At 70.1% G+C, this 24,021-nt stretch carries 19 protein-coding genes; 13 read left to right on the plus strand and 6 right to left on the minus strand.

Annotation, left to right across the window (positions count from 1 at the left end; genetic code table 11):
- The first annotated feature begins 10 nt into the window (after window positions 1–10).
- The 7 genes from ACFYZ8_RS20140 (at window position 11) to ACFYZ8_RS20170 (ending at window position 6,569) form a co-directional block, all read left to right on the plus strand.
- The gene (locus ACFYZ8_RS20140; protein ID WP_359030762.1) at window positions 11–793 is read left to right on the plus strand and encodes an ABC transporter permease; all 783 of its coding nucleotides are present in this window, start codon (window positions 11–13) and stop codon (window positions 791–793) included.
- Complete coding sequence (locus ACFYZ8_RS20145; protein ID WP_359030761.1) at window positions 790–1,836, plus strand: pyridoxal phosphate-dependent aminotransferase; 1,047 nt, start codon at window positions 790–792, stop codon at window positions 1,834–1,836. Before ACFYZ8_RS20140 ends, ACFYZ8_RS20145 begins: the two co-directional genes overlap by 4 nt.
- Window positions 1,833–2,750: an NAD-dependent epimerase/dehydratase family protein gene (locus tag ACFYZ8_RS20150; RefSeq protein WP_388537465.1), complete on the plus strand. Its 918-nt coding sequence runs from the start codon at window positions 1,833–1,835 to the stop codon at window positions 2,748–2,750. Before ACFYZ8_RS20145 ends, ACFYZ8_RS20150 begins: the two co-directional genes overlap by 4 nt.
- A 25-nt stretch (window positions 2,751–2,775) precedes the next feature.
- Entirely contained in the window at window positions 2,776–3,342 is a 567-nt protein-coding gene (locus tag ACFYZ8_RS20155; RefSeq protein ID WP_388537467.1) for an NADPH-dependent FMN reductase, read from the plus strand.
- A complete protein-coding gene (locus ACFYZ8_RS20160) occupies window positions 3,339–4,688 on the plus strand; it encodes a M16 family metallopeptidase (RefSeq protein ID WP_388537469.1) in 1,350 nt (449 codons plus the stop codon). The genes ACFYZ8_RS20155 and ACFYZ8_RS20160 overlap by 4 nt, the downstream gene beginning before the upstream one ends.
- Window positions 4,689–4,921: 233 nt before the next feature.
- Window positions 4,922–5,485 carry a hypothetical protein gene (locus ACFYZ8_RS20165; protein WP_388537471.1) on the plus strand — a complete coding sequence of 188 codons (564 nt, stop codon included), beginning with the start codon at window positions 4,922–4,924 and terminating at the stop codon, window positions 5,483–5,485.
- 97 nt (window positions 5,486–5,582) lie between these two features.
- Window positions 5,583–6,569 (plus strand): hypothetical protein, encoded by a 987-nt coding sequence (locus ACFYZ8_RS20170; RefSeq protein WP_388537473.1) that lies wholly within the window; start codon window positions 5,583–5,585, stop codon window positions 6,567–6,569.
- 651 nt (window positions 6,570–7,220) lie between these two features.
- Here the strand turns inward: ACFYZ8_RS20170 and ACFYZ8_RS20175 are convergent.
- Genes ACFYZ8_RS20175 through ACFYZ8_RS20190 form a run of 4 tightly spaced genes read right to left on the minus strand, consistent with a single transcriptional unit; the run spans window position 7,221 to window position 10,791 of the window.
- On the minus strand, window positions 7,221–8,486 hold the full coding sequence (locus ACFYZ8_RS20175; protein ID WP_388537475.1) for an MFS transporter: 1,266 nt from the start codon (window positions 8,484–8,486) through the stop codon (window positions 7,221–7,223).
- 40 nt (window positions 8,487–8,526) lie between these two features.
- Complete coding sequence (locus tag ACFYZ8_RS20180) at window positions 8,527–9,858, minus strand: condensation domain-containing protein (protein ID WP_359030755.1); 1,332 nt, start codon at window positions 9,856–9,858, stop codon at window positions 8,527–8,529.
- Entirely contained in the window at window positions 9,842–10,105 is a 264-nt protein-coding gene (locus ACFYZ8_RS20185; RefSeq protein WP_359030754.1) for a phosphopantetheine-binding protein, read from the minus strand. Before ACFYZ8_RS20185 ends, ACFYZ8_RS20180 begins: the two co-directional genes overlap by 17 nt.
- Window positions 10,106–10,140: 35 nt before the next feature.
- Entirely contained in the window at window positions 10,141–10,791 is a 651-nt protein-coding gene (locus tag ACFYZ8_RS20190; RefSeq protein WP_359030753.1) for a class I SAM-dependent methyltransferase, read from the minus strand.
- Between the two features lie 348 nt (window positions 10,792–11,139).
- On the opposite strand from ACFYZ8_RS20190, the gene ACFYZ8_RS20195 reads away from it, so the two are divergent.
- From ACFYZ8_RS20195 to ACFYZ8_RS20220, 6 genes are all read left to right on the plus strand, one after another.
- Window positions 11,140–11,961, plus strand: coding sequence for a thioesterase II family protein (locus tag ACFYZ8_RS20195; protein ID WP_388537478.1), 822 nt, complete (start codon window positions 11,140–11,142; stop codon window positions 11,959–11,961).
- 139 nt (window positions 11,962–12,100) lie between these two features.
- Window positions 12,101–13,054 (plus strand): beta-ketoacyl-ACP synthase III, encoded by a 954-nt coding sequence (locus ACFYZ8_RS20200; protein ID WP_359030850.1) that lies wholly within the window; start codon window positions 12,101–12,103, stop codon window positions 13,052–13,054.
- A gap of 64 nt (window positions 13,055–13,118) precedes the next feature.
- The gene (locus ACFYZ8_RS20205) at window positions 13,119–13,358 is read left to right on the plus strand and encodes a phosphopantetheine-binding protein (RefSeq protein ID WP_359030751.1); all 240 of its coding nucleotides are present in this window, start codon (window positions 13,119–13,121) and stop codon (window positions 13,356–13,358) included.
- A gap of 7 nt (window positions 13,359–13,365) precedes the next feature.
- Window positions 13,366–16,500, plus strand: coding sequence for an amino acid adenylation domain-containing protein (locus ACFYZ8_RS20210; RefSeq protein ID WP_388537480.1), 3,135 nt, complete (start codon window positions 13,366–13,368; stop codon window positions 16,498–16,500).
- A 33-nt stretch (window positions 16,501–16,533) separates the two neighbouring features.
- A complete protein-coding gene (locus ACFYZ8_RS20215) occupies window positions 16,534–17,562 on the plus strand; it encodes a class I SAM-dependent methyltransferase (protein ID WP_359030749.1) in 1,029 nt (342 codons plus the stop codon).
- Window position 17,563: 1 nt separating this feature from the next.
- Window positions 17,564–18,292, plus strand: coding sequence for a 4'-phosphopantetheinyl transferase superfamily protein (locus ACFYZ8_RS20220; RefSeq protein ID WP_359030748.1), 729 nt, complete (start codon window positions 17,564–17,566; stop codon window positions 18,290–18,292).
- Window positions 18,293–19,058: 766 nt separating this feature from the next.
- Here the strand turns inward: ACFYZ8_RS20220 and ACFYZ8_RS20225 are convergent.
- Together ACFYZ8_RS20225 and ACFYZ8_RS20230 are read right to left on the minus strand one after the other, a co-directional pair.
- A complete protein-coding gene (locus ACFYZ8_RS20225) occupies window positions 19,059–20,714 on the minus strand; it encodes a protein kinase (RefSeq protein WP_389049862.1) in 1,656 nt (551 codons plus the stop codon).
- A 75-nt stretch (window positions 20,715–20,789) separates the two neighbouring features.
- Complete coding sequence (locus tag ACFYZ8_RS20230) at window positions 20,790–24,011, minus strand: type I restriction endonuclease subunit R (protein WP_389049863.1); 3,222 nt, start codon at window positions 24,009–24,011, stop codon at window positions 20,790–20,792.
- Window positions 24,012–24,021: the final 10 nt, after the last annotated feature.

Consider the following 24,021-nt stretch of genomic DNA (forward strand, 5'->3'; position numbering starts at 1 on the left):
GAGGACGGCCATGCCGTATCAGTTCTTCTCCGACTCGTGGATCGCCTTCCGCGCCCTGTACCGGTACTTCAACCCGGTCGCCTACCTGGCCACGGCGGTCCTGCTGCCGGCCGAGCAGATGCTGCTGTACGTGCTGCTCGGCCGCTACGCCGGGGGCCCCGACCGGGTGCAGTTCCTCGTCCTCGGCTCCTGCATCGTGATGGCGGGCATCTCCGGCCTGTCCGCGGCGAACCTGATGGCGGAGGAACGCGCGGGCGGCACACTTCCGCTGATCCTCGCCTCTCCTGTGAGCCGGACCCGGGTCTATCTTCAGCGGGCGGTGTTCTTCGTGGCCGACGCCCTCTTCGCGGTCGCCGTGTCGCTCCTGGTCGCGGCGGGGATCTTCGGCCTGGACGTCAGCCGGGCGAATCTGCCGGTGTTCGGGGCGGCGGTGCTGGTCTCCGTGATCAGCAGTCTCGCGACGGGCCTGTTCCTCGGGGCCATCACCCTCGCGTCGGCGGAACTGCACCTGGTGACCAACGGCGTGTTCCAGCTGATCGTCGTCGCGGCGGGCGTCCTGGTACCGGTCACGTCGCTGCCTGCCCCGTTGGCGGCCGTCTCACAGGTCCTGCCCTTCAGCCACGGGGTCAGGGCGGCGCGCGCCGCCTTCGACGGAGCCTCGCTGCACTCCGTGGCGGGCCCGCTCGGCCTGGAGCTCCTCGTCGCGGCCTGCTACGCGGCACTGGCCGTGGGAGGACTCCGCCTGTTCGAACGTGTCGCGGTACGCCGGGGCACCCTGGAGGCGACCTCATGACCATGCGCCCACTCGTCATGGACCTCGGGGCCCCGGCGCACCGGCCCCCGGCCGCGACCGGTACCGGAGCCGTCGGATACGCGGCGCCGGGAGGGCTCCCGGAGCTCCGCGCGGCCTTCGAGCACCGGGTGCGGGAACGCTCGGGCCGGGAACTCACCGCCACTGTGACGGCGGGCGCCGCCCTGGCCTTCACGTCCGTCGTGGCCGCGCTCACCGCTCCGGGCGACCGGATCCTCATCCCCGACCCCGGGTTCCCGGCGTACCGCAGCACGGTCGAGGCCCTGGGCCGGGTGGCCGGGCACTACCCCTTGGCCGAGGCCGGCACCCCGGCTCTGGCGGACCGCCTGGCCGGCGCCCGCCTCCTCGTCCTGAACAGCCCGTCGAACCCCACCGGGCAGGTGCTGTCCCGGCAGTCCCTCGCCCGGATCGCCGCCGCAGCCCGCGCCCACGACGTCCTCGTCGTCGCCGACGAGGTCTACGCCGATCTCGTCGGGGACGGTTACGCGTCCATGGCCCGCGAGGCTCCCGAGCGCACGGTGGTGCTCGACAGCGTGTCCAAGTCGTTCGCCCTGGCCGGGGCGCGGGTCGGCTGCGCCGCGGGCCCCGCCGAACTGATCGACCGGGTGACGCGGACGCACTGGTTCCTGGGCATGAGCGTGGCCACCCCGTCACAGCGCCTGGCGCTGGCGGCGCTGGACGCGGGCCCCCAGTACCTCGCGGGCATGCGCGAGGAACTGGCCGGCAAACGCCGGCTGTGCGCCCGGATCCTGAAGACCCACGGCATCGAGGCGGACGTACCGGAGGCGGGTCTCTTCCTGTGGCTGGACGTCTCCGCCCTCGGGTCGGGACACGCCGTCGCCGAGCTGCTGCGCAGAGCGGCGCGTGTCACGGTCTCCCCCGGCGAGCCCTTCGGCCCGTCCGGCGCGGGCCACATCCGCCTCAGCCCCGCGGGAGACGCGGCCGACGTGGCCGAGGGCGCCGAGCGCATCGGGCAGACCCTGGCCCACCTCGCCGGGCGGACCGTCGCGGAGCGCGTGCGATGAGGACACTGCTGGTCGTCGGGGTCGGCCTGCTCGGTGCGCGGGTGGCCCGCGAGGCGGCGGAGCGGGGCTGGCGGGTCGCCGCCGCCGACCGCGATCCCGCGGCGCTCGACGCGGTACGGCCCTGGGCCGCCTCCGGCACCGCGGAGGTGGACGTCACCGACACCGAGGGGGTCCGCCGGGCCGCCGGCCGGTTCGCGCCGCACACCGTCGTGCACACCGCCTCCCGCATCGACGTCCCCACCGGCCCCGGCGACCCGGCGGACCGGCTGCGGGAGTACGGCAGGGGGGTGGCCGCCGTCGCCGGGGCCGCCGTCACGCACGGGGCGCACCGGCTCGTTCTCGTGTCCAGCCTGGCCGTGTACGACCTGGCGGGTGCCCGGGAGCCGGTGCCGGAGTCCGCTCCCCCGGGGCCCCGCTCGCTGTACGGACGGGGAAAACTCGTCGAGGAACTGCTCGCCGCACGGCTCCTGCACGGCACGGACACCCGCCTCTCGGTCCTGCGCCCAGTGGGCCTCTACGGCCCCGGCCCGGGCGGCGGGCGACTGCACCGCCGGCTGGCCGACCTGTGCGCACGGGCCCGCTCCGGCGCCGAGGTGCGGGTGGACGGCTACTTCCACGGCCGCGAGTACCTGCATGTCTCCGACGCCGCCCGTGCGGTGGTGTCGGCGGCCGGTCCCGGTCGGCCGGACGGGGTCTTCAACCTCGCGACGGGGCGCATCACGACCGGTGAGGACATCGCCGCCGCGGTCCGTGCGGCGGGCTTCCGGGCGACGGCCGGCCCGCCGCCGGGAGCGGCCCCGCTCCTGGACACCTCCCGCGCCGAACGGTTCCTGGAGTTCCGGGCCCGGGTGGGCGTGGCCGACGGGATCGCCGAGTTGCTGGGCCGACCGCGGACAGCGGGGTCCGCATGCTGATGACACCGAGGTGAGGATCCAGGACATGACGAATGTGCTCGTACTGCCCGGCAGTTCCCGGAGCGGATCGTTCAGCACCGCGCTCGCGCGCTACGCGGCGGACCGGGTCGCGGAGGCCGGTGCCGGCGCCTGGTTGTGGGACCACCGGCAGCGGCCGCTGCCGCCGGCCGACCCCGAATACCACGACCGGCCGGCGGACCACCCGGACCGGACCGTACGCGAACTGGAGCACCTCGCCTCGCGGTGCGACGCGTTCGTCCTGGTGACGCCGGTGTACCACAACTCGTACTCCGGGCTTCTGAAGAACTGCCTCGACCACCTGACCATGCATCACTTCCGGATGAAGCCGGTGGTCCTGCTGGGCCACGGACCGCGGTTGACGGCCGTCCAGGCCGTGGACCACCTGCGCACCGTCGTCCGGGGGCTGTACGGCCTGGCGCTGCCCGCCCAGGCGGTGACCACACCGGCCGACTACGGCTCCGACGCCGAGGACCGGCCCCGGCTGAAGGATCCGGCGCTGTGCGGACGGGTCACGGAAGCCGTCACGATGCTGTTGAGGACAGCCGGGCACCGCGCCGAGGGCCGGTCATGACGGCTCCCTGGACGCCGGACCTGCGGACGTACTCGAACGGCGCACGCTCGGTGGCCCTGCACCGTCCCGGCAGTGGACTGGTGTGCGCGGTCCTCGCCGTGTCCGCGGGATCCGCGACGGAGCCGCCGCACCAACCCGGCTGTGCGCACTTCGCCGAGCACGCCTTCTTCGCGGGCAGCGCGCGGTTCCCGACCGCGGCCGTGGTCGCCGAGGTCATCGGCGCGCTCGGCGGGGTTTTCGACGCGGTGACCCACCGCGACCACATGCTCTTCCACATCAAGGCGCCCGCGTCGGCGGGCGGGGCGCTCCTCGAACTCCTCGGCGACCTGCGCGCCCACACCCTGCTGTCGCCCGGGGAGATGGACCGGCAGCGCACGGCCGTCCGGCACGAGATCAAGGCCGCCGCCGGCCAGCCGCAGCGCGCGGTAAGGGAGTTGGCGGGCCTCGCCCTCTACGGGGACACCCCTGTGGGGCGTTCCCCGTTGGGCGATCCGGACGTCGTCGACCGGCTCACGACCGAGGACGCCCTGTCCTATCTGCGGGGGGCGGCCGGTCCGGGACGTTCGGCGCTCGTGGTCGTCGGGGACATCGCACCCGACCGGGTGCACGCCGCGGCGGAAGCGGGCCTGGGCACTGAGCGGCCCCCGGCCGAAGCGTGGTCACGGAGTTCCGGGTCGTTCGTCCCGCCCGTGGGCCTCTGGCGGGAGACTGCGGCGGAAACGGTGCTCGGCTGCTGGTCCGTGCCCGCCTGCGGCTATCTGCTCAGTCATCGTGAGATGCAGTGCATGCGCCTGTTCAACACGGTTCTCGGAGGCAGCGCGAGCAGCCGGCTCAGCCGCGTGCTGCGCGACGAGCTCGGTCTGACCTACCGGGCCAGGTCGGTCCTCGAACCCCTCGCCGACGTCGGCGCGCTCCTGGTGCTGTTCAACTGCGACGCCGAGGGCGTGTCCGCCGTGCTGGACACCGTCCGCCGTGTGCTGTCCCGGCTGCTCGACGAAGGAGTCTCCGAGCGGGAGATCGCACGGGCTCGCGCTCTGGTCAAGGGTGTGTACGCGCGCGAGCGTGAGGACTCCCACGCCCATGCGCGCCTGCTCGCCCTGGAGTTGTTCCGCCGCGGCCGTTTCACCTCGCAGGACGCCGAGTCGGAACTGCTGGAGTCCCTGACCGCGGCCGAGGTCGTGGAGGTCGCCCGCCAGGTCCTGGCCCCGGAACAGGGTCGCTGCGCGGTCGTAGGCCCACGACCGCCGGCCACGCGCCTGACGGAACCAGGCCATCCCTGGCGCACCGCGCCTGCCACCCGCTCCCTGGCGTCCCCCGTCCCCGGGGCGCTGCCGCTCACGCTGTGACGCGAGGCCGCCGAACGGCGAGAAGGCCGCCTCCTGCCGCGGAGGGACGACGACGATCTCATTCCGCGGACCACCACGAGAACCCGGCCACCCGCCCGCGGGAAGACGACGCCTGTCCCGCCCCCGGACCACCATGAGAATCCCGGCCACCCGCCCGCGGAGGGACGACGCCCATCCCGTCGGTGGACCACCACGAGAACCCCGGCCACCCGCCCACAGATTGCGAGCCACCCGTGTCATCGCGTTCCGCGACCGCCCCGCCGTCCCCCGCCCTCGTCGTCGGCGGCACCGGCATGCTGTCCGGTACCGTCCAGGCGTTGGCGGACCAGGGGTGCACCACCGCCGTCCTGGCCCGCCGGCCCGGCCCGCCGGCCCGGACGGGTCCGGTGGTTCCGGTGCCGGTCGACTACACCGACCCCGCCGCCCTCAAGGACGCCCTGTTCAAGGCCGTACGCGACACCGGCCGGTTCCGGCTCGCGGTCCTGTGGGTACACACCCCCGCCCAGGCGTCGGCCTACGGCGTCATCGCGCAGGCACTCACGGACGACGCGCTGGTCGTCGAGGTGCTGGGCAGCGCCGCCGCCGCGCCGTCGGCGCCACCCGCGACCGCTCCCGCGCCGTTCCACGGGCATCGCTACCGCCGTGTCGTGCTGGGCTTCGCGGACGGCGACGACGGCACCACCCGCTGGCTGAGCCACCGGGAGATCAGCGAGGGCGTGACCGCCGCGCTCCGCACACCAGAGGATCTCCGGATCATCGGCCGAGTCCGCCCCTGGACGGACCGCCCGCGAACGTGAACCGTCCCCTCCGGCCGACCCGGTACCCCTCCGCCCCCCCACGACGACCACGGCACAGACAGCGACCGGACGCACGACGAGATCAGGATGTGACGAGATGGCGACAGCGACGCTGCGGACCCGCATCGCCGACGAGAGCGTCGACGAGATGAGAGAGATCGTCACGGCCTCCTCCCGGACACGCTCCCCCGACCCGGAGCGAGCCGTCAAGGATGCGCTCGCCGCGTACATCCGGCAGAACACGGCGCTGGGAGACGGTCGTAACGTGCTGGCCGACCGGCTGGACCACTACCTGGACGTGCGCCGGATGCGCGAATCCTCCTTCTGGGAGCACCAGGAACTGCTGCGGAAGGCAGTCCTCGGCCAGGCCCCGGAAGCGGCCCGGAACATGGCGCGCTACCTGCCGCCGAGCCCCCCGGACGAGACGGGCGAGACGACCGTCGGCATCAGGCTCCTTCCCGGTGTCCGCCTCTGCTACGGGCTCGACGGCGGAGGCCAGGTGTTCGGCCTCTACGACGGCGCGACCCCCGCGGAGACCGTGCTGTTCCTGGAGCACACCTACTACCACGACCTGTCCACACGCTGGAACACCCCGCGGCTGGACCGGGCCGAGCGCACCGCACAGACCGCGGAGGGTCTCCTGGTCTGGACCCTGGGCCTGATCCGCAACGAGGGCATAGCCAACATCGCCGTCCTCGACGGGCTGGAACGGCTGCGCCGCGAGCAGACCGGCTTCTCCTACTTCACCTACGCCGGTCTCATCGGTGAGGAGGCCGCCACCGCGAGGGCGATGACGGCCTTCCGCACCCTGGTCGCGGACCTCAGCCCGGCCACTGCCGCACGGATCGCCGTGAACATCTCCCGGGTCCTCAAGAACCCCCGGCTCCCGGTCATCAACCTCATCGGGATCCACATGGCCCGGGCCGTCATCGCGCACCACGGACTGCCGACGCTCCTGAACGTCGACGGCCAGGAACCGGAGGACTTCTTCGCGCTGTACGCCGCCACCGGTGACTCCCTGGTTCCGGAACTGCTCGGCCCGCACCGGGAACTGGAGGAACGGGTGTGCCGGGTGCGGGGCTGAGGGTGCCGACCCTTGTGCCTCAGTACTGTCCGACCTGCCGCATCCAGGAGTTCGAGCTCTTCCGCTGCGGAGTAGCACCGGCATCGGCATCGGAGCTCTGCCTCAAGGACCGCGCCGTCCTGACACGCGCCCGACAATCAGCCAACGGAACGCTAAAAGCCCAGGTCATAAACTATGACCTGGGCTTCTCAGAGCCGCCTTCGGGATTCGAACCCGAGACCTACGCATTACGAGACCATGAGCGATCGTGTTGCGTGGTGCCTCGTCGTGCTGTCTGGTGACGTCTTTCGTGATCAGAGCACATGCAACAGGTTGACCCATGCCACCCCGTGACGCACCGTCCAAAGGCGTCTGTCCACCGGCTGTCCACCGATGAGGGGTGTCACCGTCACGCCGGCGAGACCGGATCCGGGCTCCCGACGTCGCGTTCGACCGATCGTAGAATCGAACGGAAGCCTCTGTGGAACCTCCACAAACGGCCTTTCGTTGAGGTTCCGACACTGTGCCCCCGAGTCACCTTCTCCGCGGTCCTGCAAGAAGAAGTTGGCCGCAAAGTTCGGCGCCACCTGTTGGTCGTGACTCAGCCCGCCTCGATCGGTACCCTCCCGAGCGCTGCGCTCGTCGGAACTCACGAGGGCTGGGGCGGCGTCGTCACGCTGCCTCCCCGAGCGGAACCTCCTCGGGGATGGGCGGCTGACGCCGCGGCATAAGGAGGGCCGTGCCGGCGGCGAGTGCGATGGTGACGCAGCAGAGGTTCATCATCGCCACGACGCCCAGCGCCTCGCTCAGCAGTGAGCCGGCCACCATGCCCAGCAGCGAGGCCGCCGCCTGAACGAAACCGCTGGTGGCGCTGACCCTGCCCAGTACCGCATCAGGGGTGTGGCGGGCCACGAACGTCCCGCTGGTGATGGTGAAGCAGACCATGGGCGTTCCGATGGTGAGGAACAGCACGGCGCTCCAGCCGATCACAGGGATGTTGAACGTCGCCGCGAAGGTCACGGCGAGCGCCATCAGTGAGCCCACCAGGACGGTTCGGTCACTGAGCCTCCCGATGAGTGCGCGGCTGAGGGGCACCCCGAGCAGGAACCCGGCGCCGAAGGCCCCGAAGAGCAGCCCGAGAATCTGCGGTGAGGCGTGCAGAACCTGGTCCATGTACGGCACGAGGCCGACGTTCACGGCCGAGGTAGCAGCCTGGAAGAGCGCGCCGGCCGCCAGCAGCGCGGCAAGCCAGGTGCTGCGCCGTACCTGCTCGGCTCCGGCACGGATGTCGCCGACCAGCCTGCGCACTTGTCCGCGCCCCGCCCCCGTTCTTCGGCTCGCCTCGGCACTCCGACTCTCCGCGGCTCGGGGCCGGTGCCGGATCAGGGACAGGCACAGTGCCGAGCACGCGTAGCTGATCGCGTCGAGGGCGACGACTGCCGTGAAACCCAGGCCGCCGTAGACGGCGCCCCCCAGCGGGCCGCCAACGAGCCGGATGGCGCCGACGATCAGGGCGCTCAGGGAGTTGGCCGAGTGCAGGTCGTCTCCGCGGCCGACCAGTCCGGGCAGCAGGGCAGCAGAGGCGGGATTGAACAGCTGGCTCAGGGATGACTCCAGTACCAGCGCGACGTAGATCAGCCACACCTTGTCCGGGCTGTCCACCCAGAGCATCAGCGAGACCGCCATCATGCGGACGAGGTCCGCGGTGACCATGACGCGCAGCCGGTTCCAGCGGTCGACCAGCGCACCGGCCAGCGGGCTCAGGAGCAGCGCAGGAATCGCCCCCGCTGCCAGCGAGAACCCTGAGGCCATGGCGGAACCGGTCAGATCGAGGACGTAGTACGGGACCGCGAGCAGCAGGAACCAGTCGCCGAGGCTCGACAGCAGTTGACCGGACGCGAGGAACCGGTAGTCCCGGATCCGCAGCACACTGAACAAGACTGTTCCTCCATGAGCGGGGCCAGGGTCAGCCTGGCGCTCACATCGCTTCGACGAGCACGGATTCCAGGGAGTTCTGAAGAGTTCCGAGTTCGGCCGCCGAGAACGCGGCCCGGTCTCCCATCATCATGAGGTGGTCCGCGCCGAAGACGGAGAGACCGAGGCTGAAGTACTGGGGGTCCTCACCGAGGTCCAGCACTTCGACGGCTGACTGCGTCTGCAACTCCCTCACCCGCCGCGTCTGCTGGTTCGGAGACGTCGTCGCCGGTGTCGCGGCCACGTCGTTGCGGGAGTTGACCAGGTACGGCAGGGCGGGGTCCAGCGGGAGGCCGGCCAGGGTGATGCTCTCCCTGTGGCGCGACGGGTCGTGGTGACCGTTGCGGTAGGCGTGCAGGGCCGCCAGCGCCGTGCTTCGGCAGACCTCCCGGAAGTCGACCGGCCGTACGTCGACGACCGCCGGGACGAGCTGGCTGAGGTTCGCCACGGAACAGCGCAGCTCCGGGCGCCCCCGGTTGCCGACGGCGAGCAGCAGCGCGTACCGGTCCCGCTCGATGAGGCGTCCGAGCGCTGCGGCGAAGCCGGCCGTGATGACGGACGGCACGCTGGTCGCGTATCGGCGCGCCAGGACGTCCGCTGCGGCCGCCACGGCCCGCGACCGCAGGGTGGCCGCGACGAACCCGTGGGGAGCGCCGGTGCCCGGCCGGGCCACCGGGCCGAGCGCCGCGATCTCCCGCCACAGGCCCCGCAGCCGCTCGTCCGCGACATGGGCCTGTCGGCGACCAGCCTCACTCGCCTCGAATTCCGCGATCTCACGGGGTTGCCAGGCGGCTGGGAAACCGGCCCGGGGATCGGCGCTCAGCCGACGTATCCGCTCGTGGAGCAGAGACAGAGCCGCGCCGTCCGCGGACAGGTGATGCACGTACAGGACGAGCCGTCTCGGCACGCCCCGATCCGTGATCACGGCGGCCCTCAACGGCAGGTCGTCCTCGCCGAACGACTCGCCAGACAGCGCCTCGATCACCCATGCCGCCATCTGTGACACCTCAGTGCCGTCCGCCTCGTACACGCGCACGGTGATCTGCCCGTCCCCGGCCACGATCGCCACGACACCGTCGTCCGCGTCGGATCGGTACCGCGTGCGCAGGCTGTCGTAGTGCTCGACCGCGAGGCGGATCGCCCGCAGTACGTCAGGCAGCGCGGCGGCCTCGTCGAGCGGACCGTCGAAGCGTGCGTGACTGCCCTTCCTCTCCAGAAACCGCGCGCTCCGCTGGAGCATCAGGCCTTCCTGCTGCGCCCAGGTCGGCTCGTGGCGGCCTGCGTGGCAGCCCGAGAAGGTGACGGTGGACGACAGGGCGTCAGGCAGTCGGCCCACGGCGGGAAAGGAGGTCACGATGCCTGCGCTCGCATTCGTCGACGATCTCGGACAGTGCGCGACTGCTGAACAGCAGCTCCACGGGGAACTCGATCCCCAGACTCGACTCCACGCGGGTCATGAGCTCGACCGCGGACAGCGAGGTACCACCCAGCGTGAAGAAGTCCTCTTCGCCGCTGCTGCCCTTCCCGAGCGCCGCAGACCACGCCTCCTCGACGGTGCCGCGGACCTCACCGGTATCGGGCACGGCTTCTCCTCTCCCGAATCCCGCCCCGGCCACTCCTACTTGACACGTCCCTGAGCCCAGACACGGTCGGCGGGCCCTTCGATGCGGTCGGCCAGGACACCGTCCAGGTAGATCTCCTCCGGCTTGATGTCGCCGGCCTCCACCGCTTCCGTCCACGCGCGGGTGGGGCCGACGCCCCAGGGCACCCATGGGGTGAGGTCGTCGACGACGATCAGGCTTCCCGGCCGGCACAGCACTCGGCAGTGCTCGATGTCGGCCTTGGCCACGTCGTAGTCGTGTCCGCCGTCGACAAAGGCGAAGTCGAACAGGGCCTCGCCGTGCTCCGCGACGTACTTCGGCAGGGCGGTGCGCGAGTCCTCGGTGATCAGTCGGTGGCGGCCGGGGAACCGGCGGTCGATGAACTCCTTGCCGATCAGGGCCGCCTTGTTCTCCGGCAGGTCGAAGGACACCACCTCGACGCTGTCGGAGGCGGCCAGGAAGGCGTGGCTGGAGAAGCCGATGTTGAACCCGACCTCGAGGACGGAGCGGACCTCGAACGTGTCGACCAGGTGCATGAGGTGCGCCAACTCCGGCACGCTCGCCGACAGTTCGGAGATCGATGTGCCGCTGTCCAGTACGTGGTCCCACAACTCCTTGGTGAAACCGCGGACGCTGTCGAACCAGCGAACCAGGTGGGTTTCTTCCATACCGGTCTCCAAACCGTGCTTCCGAGGCTGGGAAAAGTGAAGGAAAGCGAATGAAAACGGCGCGGACGGAAATTCGGAGCCCGTCATCGCGGGCGGCAGAAAAAGACAGCCGAAGGCGAATTTATCCAGAACCGTAGAACGCGCTTTCACTGACTGTCAACCCCCGACGGGCATCAAGAAAAAGGTGGACATTTTTGACGAATCCGGTCCCCAGTCAGGGGATGAACGGAAACCCGTTGACATCAATAATCACCCGGTGTGAGGATAGATCGTCGAAGCGCTTCGACACGCCTTCGACAACTTCGACCGTCTTTTCCTAGCGACCCCCACGACCAGGAGAGCGGCAACGTGACCGAAGCATCGAGCCCTGCCGGCACCTCCACCCCCACGGATTCACTCACGCGACGCTTCCTGGTGCGCGAGGACCATGACGCGTCGGCCCCATACGTCGTCTATGCCCTCGGTGACGCCGGCCACGGCGCGGCAGGCTGGCACGGGGTGACGCAGGCCCTGAATCCCGTAGTCGCCCTGCGCGCGGTGCGTCTTCCGGGCCGCGAGAACCGGCTGGCGGAGGCTCCCCGCGAGACGCTCGCCGCGCAGGTCGACGACCTCGCGGCCGGGATGTTCCCGCTCATCGCCGCGGATCGGCGGCCGTATCACGTGGTGGGCGTCTGCTCCGGCGCGGCCACGGCCCTGGAAGCGGTCCGCCGTATCGAGGCGTCGGGGCTACCTGGGCCCGAGTCCCTGATCGTCGTCGGTCAGCTGGCGCCCCAAGCGGTGCGGCCATCCGCGTTCGGCCGTGGTGAACTGGGCCGGGACGAGCTCGGCAGCTGGCTGCTCGGCCGCGGCCGACTCCCGCCGGGTCCGTTCGGGGAGCGGCTGCTCGATTTGATGATCCCGGCCTTGCGTGCCGACATCCGCGCCTTCGAGTACCACGACCACACGGCGCTCCCGACCGTCCGGTGTGACGTCGTGGCGGTCCACGGCACGGACGACGAGATCGGCGCCGAGGACGCCGCCGCCTGGGCGGCCGTCACCTCGGGTGCCACCCGCGTCTTCGCGGTACCGGGGGGACATCACCTGCTCGAGTCCGCACCCCGCGAGCTGGCCCGGCTGCTCGAGTCCCTGTGTCCAGGAGACGCCCGGGCAGAACAGGCTGTCCTTTCCTAACTATTTCGAAGCGCTTCGATTACTTATCGCTCGTTGGGCCCTCACCTTCGGATTTGCATATCCGTTGTTTCTCACCCACCGCACCGCGTACGCGGCCCGGCGCTGGATTGCCGACCTGTTTTCTCGGAAGGAATGTCACGTGTCCACATTTCCTGGCGCTCGCATCAGCGGGATCGGCGCGTATCGGCCCGAGACGGTTGTCACCAATGCGGAAATATCGCGTCGCGCGAATGTGAGCGATGAGTGGATATCTTCGCGCAGCGGAGTGAAGGAACGGCGCCACGCCACGGATCAGGAATCACTCCCCACCATGGCCGCCCGGGCCGGACGCGCGGCGCTGGCGGACGCCGGGGTAAGCCCGCAGGACGTGGATCTGCTGATCGTGGCGACCGCCACGCACCAGCGGCCGATGCCCGCCGTGGCTCCACAGGCCGCCCACGCACTGGGATGCGAGCGGGCCGGGACGTTCGACCTCAACGCGGCGTGTGCGGGCTTCACCTACGCCCTGACCACGGCCTCCTCGTTGGTGCGCACTCGAGCGGCACGCACCGCCCTGGTCGTCGGCGCCGAGCGGCTGACCGACTGGACCTCGCCGGCGGTGACCGACACGTTCGCCATCATGGCCGACGGCGCCGGCGCGGTGGTGGTGGAGGGGTCCGGCCAGGACGACATCAGGCCCGTCGTGTGGGGGAACGACGGAGGGCGGGCGGACTACATCGAGATGCCGGACGACGACGCGGCACCCGAGGTGCGGATGCGTGGCCCGCTCGTCTACAAGTGGGCCGTGGAGGCCCTCCCGGACGTCGCCCGTCGCGCCTGCGATGCCGCCGGCGTGGCGCTGGAGGACATCTCCTGGCTCGTCCCCCACCAGGCGAACGTACGCATCCTCGACACGGTGGCCGCGTCTCTCGGGATCCCTTCCGAGCGGGTGGCTCGCGATCTCTCCCGCACCGGGAACACGTCCTCCGCCTCCATCCCGCTGGCGCTGTCCGCACTTCGGGAGCAGGGCCACGCGCGCGACGGCGAGTACGTCCTGTTGCTCGGCTTCGGCGCCGGGCTCACCTACTCCGGCCTCGTCGTACGCATGCCGTGAGTCCCGCTCCTCCACCCGTCTCGTTGTACCCGCGCTCACCCGCCCCAGAAGGGAAGTCCCGGCGTTGACCCGCAACCAGGTCCTTGAGGAACTCACCCCGCTCATCCGCGAACTCACCCGGTCCGCACCGGACGACATCGCCCCGGCGCACCACCTGGAGAACGATCTGGACCTGGATTCACTGACCCAGATGGACCTTGTCAGCAGCCTGGAACGGCACTTCTCGATCAAGGTGCTGGACGCGGAACTCACCGGGCTCCACACCGTCGGCGACCTGGTCGATCTCGTCGTCGGCAAGGTGTAGGGACGACATGGATCAGTCCCCCCTTCTGTCTCCGGGACAGGAAGACCTGTGGCTGCACCATCAGGCTCACCCGGAGAGTACGGCGTACAACGCCGCGTTGGCCCTGCTGGTGGCCTCTCCCGTCGACACCGCGGTACTCCGCGCGGCGTTCTCGGCCGTGCTGGCCCGGCACGAACAGCTCCGCAGCGGCTTCCAGCAGGGCCCGGACGGGCGCCCTCGGCGTACCGTTCCCCCCACGTACGAGGCGGAATTCGCCGTACACGACACCGACGGCAGCACGGCCCACACCGTCAGGCCGCGGGTGCAGGAGTTCGTCGACCGGCCCTTCCGCCTGGAGGAGCCCGCCGGCTGCGTCAGGGCGGGCTTCTTCAGGCTGTCGGCCGACGAGGGCGTCCTGGTGGTGGTCGCCCACCACATCGTCACCGACTTCCTGTCCCACGGCAGGATCGTCGAGGACCTGCTGACCCTCTACGGCGCGCTGCGCACCAGTGCGGAACCGTCCCTTCCACCTCTCTCCTCCTCCTACGCGGACTTCGTCCTGGAGGAGATCCGCGACGCGGCGGCCCCGGACACCACACGGCACGCCGACGCCGCGCCGGAGGGACCGGACCCCGGGACAGTGGGCCTGCCCGGCCTCGTACCCCGTCGGCGCCGGACCGGGACCGGCACCACAGAACTGGACCTTCCCGCCGAACTGCTGCCACGGCTACGGGCGGCCGCACGCTCTGCGAATGCGAGCCTGTTCCCCGTCCTTCTGACCGCTTATCAGGAGGTCCTGCACAGACATGCCGGCGAGCCGTCCGGCGGCGTCACGCTGGTCTGTCCCGTCACCTCCGCGCGGCGGCGCCACTTCCCCGGCGCCGTGGGGTACTTCGTGAAGCCGCTGCTGGTGCGTGCGGCCAACCGGACCGAGCAGCCGCTCGCGCATGCGGTCCGGAACGCCCAGACCCTGGTGGAGTCCGCACGGGTGCGGCCTCAGCCGTCCCTGGCGCAGATCGCCGCCCGCCTCGGGGGCGGCGCCGGCGCCGGGCCGGTCGAACAGTTCGGCTTCGGCTACCAACGCACCACCACGCGCCTTCCGCTACTCGACCTCTTCGCCTCGGGCGAGTCGCCACGCAGGCTGGAACTTGCCGGTCTGACACTCGGCGCCTACGACGTCCGGCACCAAGAGGGACAGTTCGACATCGCCGTCGAGGTGGTGGAGACCTCCACCACCTCAAAGCTCGTCGTACGCCACCGTCTCGACGTGTGCGGAGCGGACGGAGCGCGCACGCTCGCCGCGCACTTCGCGGCCATGCTGCGGGCGGTGCCCGACCACCTTCACACGCCGCTGCGGTCGGTCCCCATACCGGTGCCGGAGGAAGACGCACTGCTGCGCTCCTGGTCGACCGGAGCAGCCGCCCCGGCACCCGGCCCGCAGGTCCACGAGCTCATCGCCGAACGCGCCGGGCGGGATCCGTCCGCTCTCGCGGTCCGCGCCGCGGGCGCGGAGTGGAGCTACGCCGAGCTGCACCGGCGGGCGGAGCAGATCACGAAGTTCCTGCGCGGACGAGGGGTCCGGGCCGGAAGCCGGGTCGGCATCTGTCTGCCCCGGTGTCCCGAGCAGGTTTCCGTCATGCTCGGTGTCCTGCACGCCGGGGCCGCCTTCGTCCCCCTGGATCCCGCCTATCCGGCGGACCGGCTCTCGTACATGGCCCAGGACGCGGACGTGCACTGCGTCGTGGCGCGCCGGGACGCGGTGCCGGAGGGTGCCTTCCGGCCGGAGAAGCTGGTCTTCGAGGAGGAGTGGGCGCACGAAACCGGCCCGGTCGCTGCGGTGCCGACGGCGGCGGGCGGTGACGACGCGTACGTCATCTACACGTCGGGGTCGACGGGCCGCCCCAAGGGTGTCGCGGTGGGCCACGTCCCGCTCTCCCATCTGGCTTTGTGGCAGCGCCGCCACTTCGGGTTGCGCCCGCAGGACGTCGTCCTGCGCTTCGCTCCTGCGAGCTTCGACGCCTTTGTCTGGGAGGTGCTCCTCGCACTGACGGCCGGCGCCTCGCTGTACGTGCCGGATCCCGAGGTCGTGCTGGCGGGCTCCGGCCTGGCGGAGGCGATCCGCGCCGGAACGGTCACACATGTGGCGCTGCCTCCGTCCGTTCTGTCGGGGCTCGACCCGTCCCAGGTACCGAGCCTCGCGGACATCGTGGTGGCCGGGGAGGAGTGCGCGCCCGCGCTGGCCGCCCGCTGGGTCGCGGACGGCCGACGGGTGTCGAACGTCTACGGGCAGACCGAGACCACCATCGGCGCCACCCTCTACCGCGTCGAGGGCGACGAGCAGTTTCTGCCCCTCGGCCCTCCGAACCACAACGTGCGGGTCGAGGTCGTCGACGGCGAGCAGTCCGCCGTGCCCGTCGGGGTCCCGGGCGAGATCCTGGTGTCGGGGGCGACCGTGGCCGGCGGGTACCTCAACCAGCCAGAGCGCACGGCCCGTTCCTTCCTCCCGGCGACGGCGCAACGGGAACGCGGCTACCGTACGGGCGACCTGGGCTGCTGGACCGCCGAGGGGGAGCTGCGCTTCCTGGGACGGTGCGACAGCCAGGTCAAGGTGCGGGGCTTCCGCATCGAACCCGGCGAGGTCGAAGCCGTGCTCGCCACCCATTCCTCGGTCCGCGACGCCGCGGTGGTGGCCGTGGGCGAGGGGGGACACCGGCACCTCGTGGCCTTCGTCACAGGGCCCCGCGGGCAGGCCGTACCGGATGCCGCGGTGCTGCGCGGATGGCTGGCCCGCCGGTTGCCCTCCCACTTCGTGCCTTCGGACATCGTGGCGATCGACGACATGCCCCGAACCCCCAACGGGAAGATCGACCGGGCACGGCTGGCCGCTGCCGCGCCCGCCGAGGGGGCGACCCCCCGGTCCGCGACCTGGGCCACGGACCTGGAGGCTGCCGTGGCGTCCGTATGGACGTCGCTGCTGCACCGCCCGGTCGGTCCCGACGACGACTTCTTCGCCCTGGGCGGCCACTCCCTGCTGGCCGTGGAGGCCGTAGGACTGCTCCAGGAGACCCTGGGCCACGAGGTCCCACTGCGGCTCGTCTTCACTCATCCCACCGCGGCCTCGCTGGCCGCGGAACTGCACGACGCACGGCCCGCCGCCACCTGAAGGCCTTTGGAACGAGATGACGGGAATCCAGACATGACCTCTGTTCAGACCCACTCGCCCGACCCCGCCACCTGGACGCGTGGCCCGGTCGCGGACATCTTCTCCTCCTACGTGGCGGCCACGGCCCTGTCGTCCGCACAGGAGCTGGGACTGCTCGACCTACTGGCGGAGACGGGCGCGGCACCGTTCGGGAACGGGGGCGACGAGCGACTCAACGACGAGGTCGTGCAGAGCGTGTATCGCGCCCTGCACTGGGCCGAGGTCGTGGAGATCAAGGACGAAGAGACCGTCGTCACCGGCCCCGCGTTCGACGCCGCTTTCGCGGCCCGTGGGTACTTCTACTGGCTCGTCCGTGGATGTGGCGAGGCGTTCTCCGAGGCGCCCCGCCTGGCCCTGGAGGAGGTCCGCAGCGGCGCCTTCTACCGGCGGGACATGCGGGCGGTGGCGATCGGCTCACGGCTCATCGGCGACGGCGAGGTCGAGGCGCTCTTCGACGAGATCCTCACGCGTACTCCGGTCCGTAAGATCGCCGACCTCGGCTGCGGTTCCGGACAGCGGCTGGTGCGCGTGGCCGGCCGCCATCCCGAGGCCCGCTGCGTGGGTGTCGACATCTCCTCCGCCTCGGTCCGACTGGCCGCGGACGCTGCCCGGGAGGCCGGACTCGGCGAGCGTATGACCGTCCACCAGGGCGACGTGCTCCGGCTGGAGCCCCGACCCGAGTTCGCGGATGTGGACACCATCAGCTGCGTGTTCATGGGCCACGACTTCTGGCCGTACGACTCGTGCGTCGCGACCCTCGAACGACTGCGACGAGTGTTCCCCCGGGCCGAACGGCTGCTGCTGTGCGACGTGGTGCGCACGCAGGAGGTCCCGCGGACGGACACCCCCATCTTCCAGCTCGGGTTCGAGACGATCCACGCCCTGATGGGGGTGTACCTGCCCGCCTTGGAGGAATGGCACAAGGCGTTCGCGGAAGCCGGCTGGCGATGCGACGCCGTGCACTCAACCACGACGCCGCCCAACGGACACCTCTTCGAGCTGTCGCCCACGACCCGGAACTGAGATGCCGACAGAGGCGGCACTCACACCGCCGCGCGCGGGTGACTGCCACCTCTGGGTGTTCCAGGCCGAGCACCTTCCGCCCCGGCTCGCTGCCCGGGCCGGGTGGCCGGACGGTACGGCACACGAACCGAGCCGCCCGGACCCGCGGACCGCCTCCCGCGCGATTCAGCGTCTGCTGATCGCGCGGTACCTGGCCATGGACCCTCGGACCCTGCGCGTGGAACGCACGTGCACACGCTGCCGTGCCCCGCACGGCAGACCCTTCGTCCGCAACGGAGTGGGACTCGACTTCTCCGTCACTCACGGCGGCACGGTGCTGGCCATCGCCTGCACCGTCGGAGGCGTGGTGGGCCTCGATGTGGAGCCCCTCGACAACCGCTCGCACGCGGCGACGGCCCGCCGTGTACTGACCGCCCGGGAACACGGACTTCTGGAGCGGCAGCAGCGATTCGGGCTGCGGGGCGCCTTCCACCGGCTGTGGACGAAGAAGGAAGCGGTCGTCAAGCTGACGGGTCACGGTCTCGGCCTGGGGCTCGGCGGCTTCGACGTAAGCGCGCCGGACGGAGTCGTGCGCTGCCCGCACCCCGTGGCGGGGTGGCCGACGGAACCCATCCACGTACGCAATCTCGACATAGACGGCTCCCATGTGGCGGGACTCGCCCTCACCGGCACGTCACAGCGGGTCGTCCTGGCCGACGGCGACACCGCGCTCCGCCGATGGATGGCCTGACGAGGCGCGTCGAGCGTTACGCGGGCGGGATCAGGCGCACGCCCCAGGACCCGAGCCGGACTTGATGAGACCTGTCAGGACCGGACAGTCCCGCCTCTACCGATCGACCCGTCGAAGGCGATCGCATTTCACCCGTCGCCCCAGGGGCACTGGTAGGCCACTGATGGAGCGTCATGCACGCCTGTCCACCGGTTGTCCACCGAAACCCATTGCGTATGCCTGACTCGCCCCTCCACGATGAGCAAAAGCCCAGCTCAGAGGCTCAGACCTTCCACGCGGTCACGAAAACCACACCTCCGACCTACGCATTACGATGCAGAGACCCCAGGTGCCCGATTTACCCGAATTCCAAGGTGAACCAAAACAAGAAACCCCAGGTCAGAGGCCTGACCTGGGGTTCACCATGGAGCCGCCTTCGGGATTCGAACCCGAGACCTACGCATTACGAGACCATGAGCGATCGTGTTGCCTGGTACCTCGTCGTGCTGTGTGGTGACGTTTTTCCTGATCAGAGCACGTGCGACAGGTTGACCCGTGCCACCCTGTGATGCACTGTCCAAAGGCGTCTGTCCACCGGCTGTCCACCGGCGGAGTCGCTGCGGGGCCGCCAGAGAAACGCCCTGAAGCTAAAAGCATAGCTGTTCCGGGGGCCGGTAGCGCGGCCAGGATGCCTTGTCAGTCCCCTACAAACCAGGGTCGCCCGAAGACCCGGGGCACCAGGAACACGCGCCTGTCAGCCCTGACGCCGCCGGAGACGTCAGGCTGGTCAGCCCAGGTCTTGACGAAGACGGCGGAGGTAGGCGTCGATCTGCCCCAAGCCGGGCCAGTCGCTTCCCCGGAGGCGGGAGGTCTCCGATCGCAGCCGGTCGCCTACGTGCAGTGCCTGGGGGAGGCTTTCCGCCGCGGCATGCAGACTCATCAATCGTGCGAGGGCGTCCAAGTAGCGGTTGACGGCGTCCTCATCGTCGGGCGCAGGCGTGTTCTCGCTGACGCGGTCGAAGGCTTGGATGGCGGCGGTGGCTTCGCCGAGTTCCATCCGGCACTGCGCGGCGTAGTACCAGCACAGCTGGGCTTGCTCGTCGCGGTCGCCGTAGCGGTCGGTGTAGTGGTGGGCGAGCGGCTCGAAGAGCGCGAGAGCCTCGCGGTGGCTTCCGGCCAGAAACTTCACCTGGGCGAGGCTGAACTGCATGCCCTCTCGTAGCTCCGGGTCAGCGGCTCTCGCGATGGCCTCGGCGAGTGCGTCTGCGGCCTGGGTGAACTGGCCATCCTGAGCCAGCCGCGCTGCCCGGTCGGAGACCGCGTCTGCCTCCTGCTCGGTCAGTGCGGCAGGGCCTGGCTCCGGCCCCTGCGGTGCGGCTGCTGGTGGAGGCGCAAGCGGCGAGCGAACGACGACAGTGGGGGTGTACGAGGCGGCGCCCCTGGGGCTGTGAGCTCGGCCGCCGAAGGGTCGCAGGAACGGCAGACGGGGGTCGAGGATGCCCTCGTCGGTCGTGGCGGGGGTGCCCGTGGAGGCATGAACGAAGGGCAGAAGGGCGTCATAGACCTCCATCGCGTCCATGCGTTGCTCGGATTCCTTGGTGAGCATCCCCAGCAGGAGCTTCTCGATGTCGGCAGGCACATCCGGGCGCAGGACGCGGATGGGCGGGGGCGGGGTGTGGACGTGGTGCCACATGTGGGAGCGGCTGTCGTCGGGGGTGAACGGCGGTTTGCCGGTGAGGAGTTCGTGGAGCACGCAGGCGAGGGCGTAGACGTCTGCGGCGGGGCCCACGGCGTTGGCCAGGCTCTGTTCGGGGGACATGTAGGGCGGGGTGCCTACGGTCATGCCGACCTGGGTAAGGCGGGGCAGGGTACCGACTCCTCGCAGGGCGGCGACGCCGAAGTCAAGGACCTTGACCACGCCGCCGGGGGTGAGCATCAGGTTGGACGGTTTGATGTCGCGGTGAACGACGTCGTGATGGTGCACGGTGTCAAGGACGGAGGCGATCTGGGCGCCGACGGCCGCGGCCCAGGAGACGGGGACCGTCTCGCATTCGTAGTCGGTCTCGTCGATGAACGTCTGCAGTTCGCGTCCCTGCAGGAGCTGCATAACGACGAACAGCCGTCCGGTGGCCTCGTCGGCTCCGGTGTCGTAGACGGCCGGCACACCCAGGTGCTCGATGCCAGCGGTGATCTGGACCTCGCGCAGGAATCGGGCGCGGCGGGTCTGCAGGGTCTCCTCGAAGGCCGCGCCCTGGAACCCGGGCGGGACCGGGCTCTCGGCCAGCATCATCTTGACGGCAACCCGGCGGTCCAGTCGCTCGTCGTACGCCTGCCAGACCTCGCCCATGCCGCCCGCGCCGATGGGCGTGTGCAGCCGGTACCGGCCCGCGATCACGCGGGCCGGTACGCCAGCGTCGAAGCTCGGCGTGCCGCCCTGCACCATGCGAGGTCCCTCTCTGTGTGGTCGGAGCGTGACCACCCCGTTCGGCCTCTTGCCTGACGTGCTGCAGAGCACAGGCTATGCGGTCGGTGGTTCCGCCCGACGGCTTCCGGACGACTTGAGCTCGGCGGCCCGCTGCTGGGTGGCCCGGCGCTCGGCCTCGCGTCGGACCGGCCGCCGGATGAGCTGGTACGCCTGCTGGGTCGCGACCTGCTTGAACAGGCGGTTGACGTCGGCGTCGTCGAAGTAGCGGACCATCAAAGCGTCGTTGGACGCCGCTTGGTCGATGACGATCCGGTCGAGGTCCTTCTCCAGTTCTCCGCCGAAGACGTCCTGGTCCTGGTGCAGGGCGATAGCCCGAAGTTCGGGGTCCTCGCTGACGGCGACAACGAGCTGACCGAGCAGGATCTGGTCGGTGGTGGAGAGCCCGGTCCCGTACTCGTCGTTGACGGACTGGATCACTTCGGCCAGTGACATCTCCTCCGCCTCGGCCACCGCTCCGGCAGCCTCGGGTACCAGGCCAGGCAGTACCTGCGCGCCCGCTGCCTCCAGGCGCAGTTCCGGGGTGCCCGTCTGAGCGATGCGCATGTGACTCGGTGCTGCCGTCCCTATGTCGGCGCCGGCACTACGAGGGGGCGCCGGCAGGCGGCGCAGTAGGAAACGTCCGTACTGGTAAAGCCGTTCCAGTTCGAGGTTCTCAAATCCGATCACGTGGGAGAGCCAGCCGTATGCCTTGGTGTAGGAGTCCAGGGCGCGGCGGAACTCGGCAGCGGTGTCCGGTTCTGTGGCGTTGAGGGCGTTAAAGCGGTCCAGAGCCGGCTGCAGGTAGCCGTAGAGGCGGGCGTGGGCCTTCATGATGGCGGTGTCGGTGGCCGAGCCGCCCTGGAAGGCTGCGAAGTACGCGGTGACGAAGGCTTCCATCTCGGCTTCGACCAGGAGCTGGTAGGCCATCACTTCGCGTTCGCGGTCGAACAGCAAGTTGGGGTCGGTGGGCTCACTGACCGACGCCTCGTAGTACTGCTGGAAAGCCTGCTCGATGTCTTCGGGCCGGTTGGCGAAGTCGAGGATGAACAGGTCCTCAGTGGTCTTGAGCCGGTGGGTGCGGTTGAGCCGGGAAAGCGTCTGCACCGCGGCCAGCTTCACCAGGATCTTGTCCACGTACATGGTGGTCAGCAGCGGCTGGTCGAAGCCGGTCTGGTACTTCTCGGCAACGACGAGGATGCGGTGCTCGGGCTTGGGGACGGAAGGCGGGTTCGGGTCGTCCGCGCGGGTGTAGCCGAAACGTGCCGGCAGTTCGCGTTCGGGGAAGCCGTTGAGCTTGGCCTCGGTGTACTCGATCCCGTCGAGGGTCAGTGCCCCGGAGAACGCGACCAGGGTGCCGCAATCGGTGAAGCTCCGCTGGTCGATGTAGGCCCGCATGGCCTGGTACAGCCGAACGGCGTGGTCACGGCCAGAGGTGACCACCATCGCCTTGGCCCGGCCCCCGAGACGCGGGCTCGAGTGCGAGCGGAAGTGGTCGACGATGATCTTCGCCCGGGAGGCCATCGACGCCTCCGACATCAGCGCGGCCCGCACCAGCTTCGAACGGGCCTTGCGCGGGTCCACCTGCTGCTCCGCCTCCTCGGCGGCAGCTTCCTGGAGCTTGAAGTACGTAGCGTAGGTGATGTAGTTGCCGAGCACGTCGAGGATGAAGCCTTCCTCGATGGCCTGCCGCATCGAGTAGACGTGGAACGGCCCCTTCTCCTGCTCCCCCGAGCCGGGCTTGGCGTAAGGGGTACCGAACAGGTCGATCGTCTTCGCCTTGGGAGTGGCCGTAAACGCGAAGAAGGACAGGTTCGGCTGCTTGCCGCGCGCAAGGGCCGCGGCCGTCAGCGGGTCGCCGTCCTCGTCCACCGCGTCCGAGCCGAGACGTCCCAACGCCTTCTTCAGCGCCGCCGCGCTCTCCCCACCCTGCGAAGAGTGCGCCTCGTCGATGATCACTGCGTAGCGCTGCCCGCCCAGCCCCGCAACCTTGTCCAGAACGAAGGGGAACTTCTGCACCGTGGTGATCACGATCCGGGCCGTCGGCCCGGTCAGCGCGTCCGCGAGCTGCTGGGAGTTCTCGTCGATCCGCACGACCACGCCAGCCTTGTGGTCGAACTGGTAGATGGTGTCTTGGAGCTGCTTGTCCAGTACCCGCCGGTCGGTGATGACGATGACCTTGTCGAAGACCAGCTTGTTCGCCCCCAGGCCGGAGGCGAGCGCGGCGGGCGCGATCAACCCAGGGTCGTGGGAGGTGTGCAGGCTGGACAGGTGGTGCGCGAGCCAGGCGATGGTGTTGGACTTGCCCGAACCGGCGGAGTGCTGGATCAGGTAGTTCTCCCCCGCGCCGTGGCGGGCCGCGTGAGCGATGAGCTTGCGCACCGCGTCCCACTGGTGGAAACGCGGGAAGATCAACGGCTGCGTGTGCGCGCTGCCCGGCTTGTGGGACGGCGCCCGGCCGGCCTTCGCGGCGGCGTCCTCAACGTGCAGGAACCGCTGCAGCAACTCCAGCCAGTTGTCCCGAGCCCATACCTCGTCGAAGAGGTAGGAGGTGGGGTACTTTCCATCGGTCGAGGCCGGGACGTTTCCCGCTCCGCCCATCTGGCCAGGGCCACCGGATCCGGTGTTGAAGGGAAGGAAGCGGGTGGCGTCTCCGGCCAAGCGAGTCGTCAGAAATGCCAGCGTCGGATCGACCGCGAAGTGGACCAGGCTGCGCTTGGCGAAAAACAATTCCTTCGGGTCGCGGTCGCGGCGGTACTGGCGCTTGGCATCCTCGACGGTCTGGCCGGTCAGTCCGTTCTTCAACTCCACCGAGGCAACGGGCAGTCCGTTCAGAAAGAACGCCATGTCGAGGCTGTCGGCCGGGCGCGCGGCGGAGTAGTGGAACTGGCGCACGAAGGTGAGCCGGTTGGCGTTGTACTCGTCCAAGGCATCGGCGGCGAGGGTGTGCGCGGGGCGGAAGTACGCAAGCTGGATCTTCACGTTGCGGTCGTTCACGCCCCGACGCAGCACGTCCAGCAGGCCGCGGGAGTCAATCTCCCGCGCCACCCGCTTGGCGAACCGGCCGATGGCCTGCTCTTCGTCCTCGCCGTAGGCGGCCTGGAGCGCCAACCACGCGTCGTTCTGCGACGCGCCGAGGAACGCAGCCAGCTCGGAGGTGTCGATGCCGAGCGTGGGGTTGTAGGTGTTCGACAGCCCGCGCTGCCAGCCGCTGCGCAGCAGCGCCGCTTCCACGGCGCTCTCGAAAGCCTTCTCGGTGTACACGCGGGCATCATTCATCTGAAATCCC

This window comes from Streptomyces sp. NPDC001668 (genome assembly GCF_042893155.1).
GTDB lineage: Bacteria > Actinomycetota > Actinomycetes > Streptomycetales > Streptomycetaceae > Streptomyces.

Bases quoted from the DNA above. Each gene is read 5' to 3' on its own strand.
- ACFYZ8_RS20140 (WP_359030762.1), top strand. From the start codon at position 11: ATGCCGTATCAGTTCTTCTCCGACTCGTGGATCGCCTTCCGCGCCCTG.
- ACFYZ8_RS20155 (WP_388537467.1), top strand. From the start codon at position 2,776: ATGACGAATGTGCTCGTACTGCCCGGCAGTTCCCGGAGCGGATCGTTC.
- ACFYZ8_RS20230 (WP_389049863.1), bottom strand. From the start codon at position 24,011: ATGAATGATGCCCGCGTGTACACCGAGAAGGCTTTCGAGAGCGCCGTG.
- ACFYZ8_RS20215 (WP_359030749.1), top strand. From the start codon at position 16,534: ATGACCTCTGTTCAGACCCACTCGCCCGACCCCGCCACCTGGACGCGT.
- ACFYZ8_RS20160 (WP_388537469.1), top strand. From the start codon at position 3,339: ATGACGGCTCCCTGGACGCCGGACCTGCGGACGTACTCGAACGGCGCA.
- ACFYZ8_RS20170 (WP_388537473.1), top strand. From the start codon at position 5,583: ATGGCGACAGCGACGCTGCGGACCCGCATCGCCGACGAGAGCGTCGAC.
- ACFYZ8_RS20145 (WP_359030761.1), top strand. From the start codon at position 790: ATGACCATGCGCCCACTCGTCATGGACCTCGGGGCCCCGGCGCACCGG.
- ACFYZ8_RS20225 (WP_389049862.1), bottom strand. From the start codon at position 20,714: ATGGTGCAGGGCGGCACGCCGAGCTTCGACGCTGGCGTACCGGCCCGC.
- ACFYZ8_RS20220 (WP_359030748.1), top strand. From the start codon at position 17,564: ATGCCGACAGAGGCGGCACTCACACCGCCGCGCGCGGGTGACTGCCAC.
- ACFYZ8_RS20210 (WP_388537480.1), top strand. From the start codon at position 13,366: ATGGATCAGTCCCCCCTTCTGTCTCCGGGACAGGAAGACCTGTGGCTG.
- ACFYZ8_RS20150 (WP_388537465.1), top strand. From the start codon at position 1,833: ATGAGGACACTGCTGGTCGTCGGGGTCGGCCTGCTCGGTGCGCGGGTG.
- ACFYZ8_RS20190 (WP_359030753.1), bottom strand. From the start codon at position 10,791: ATGGAAGAAACCCACCTGGTTCGCTGGTTCGACAGCGTCCGCGGTTTC.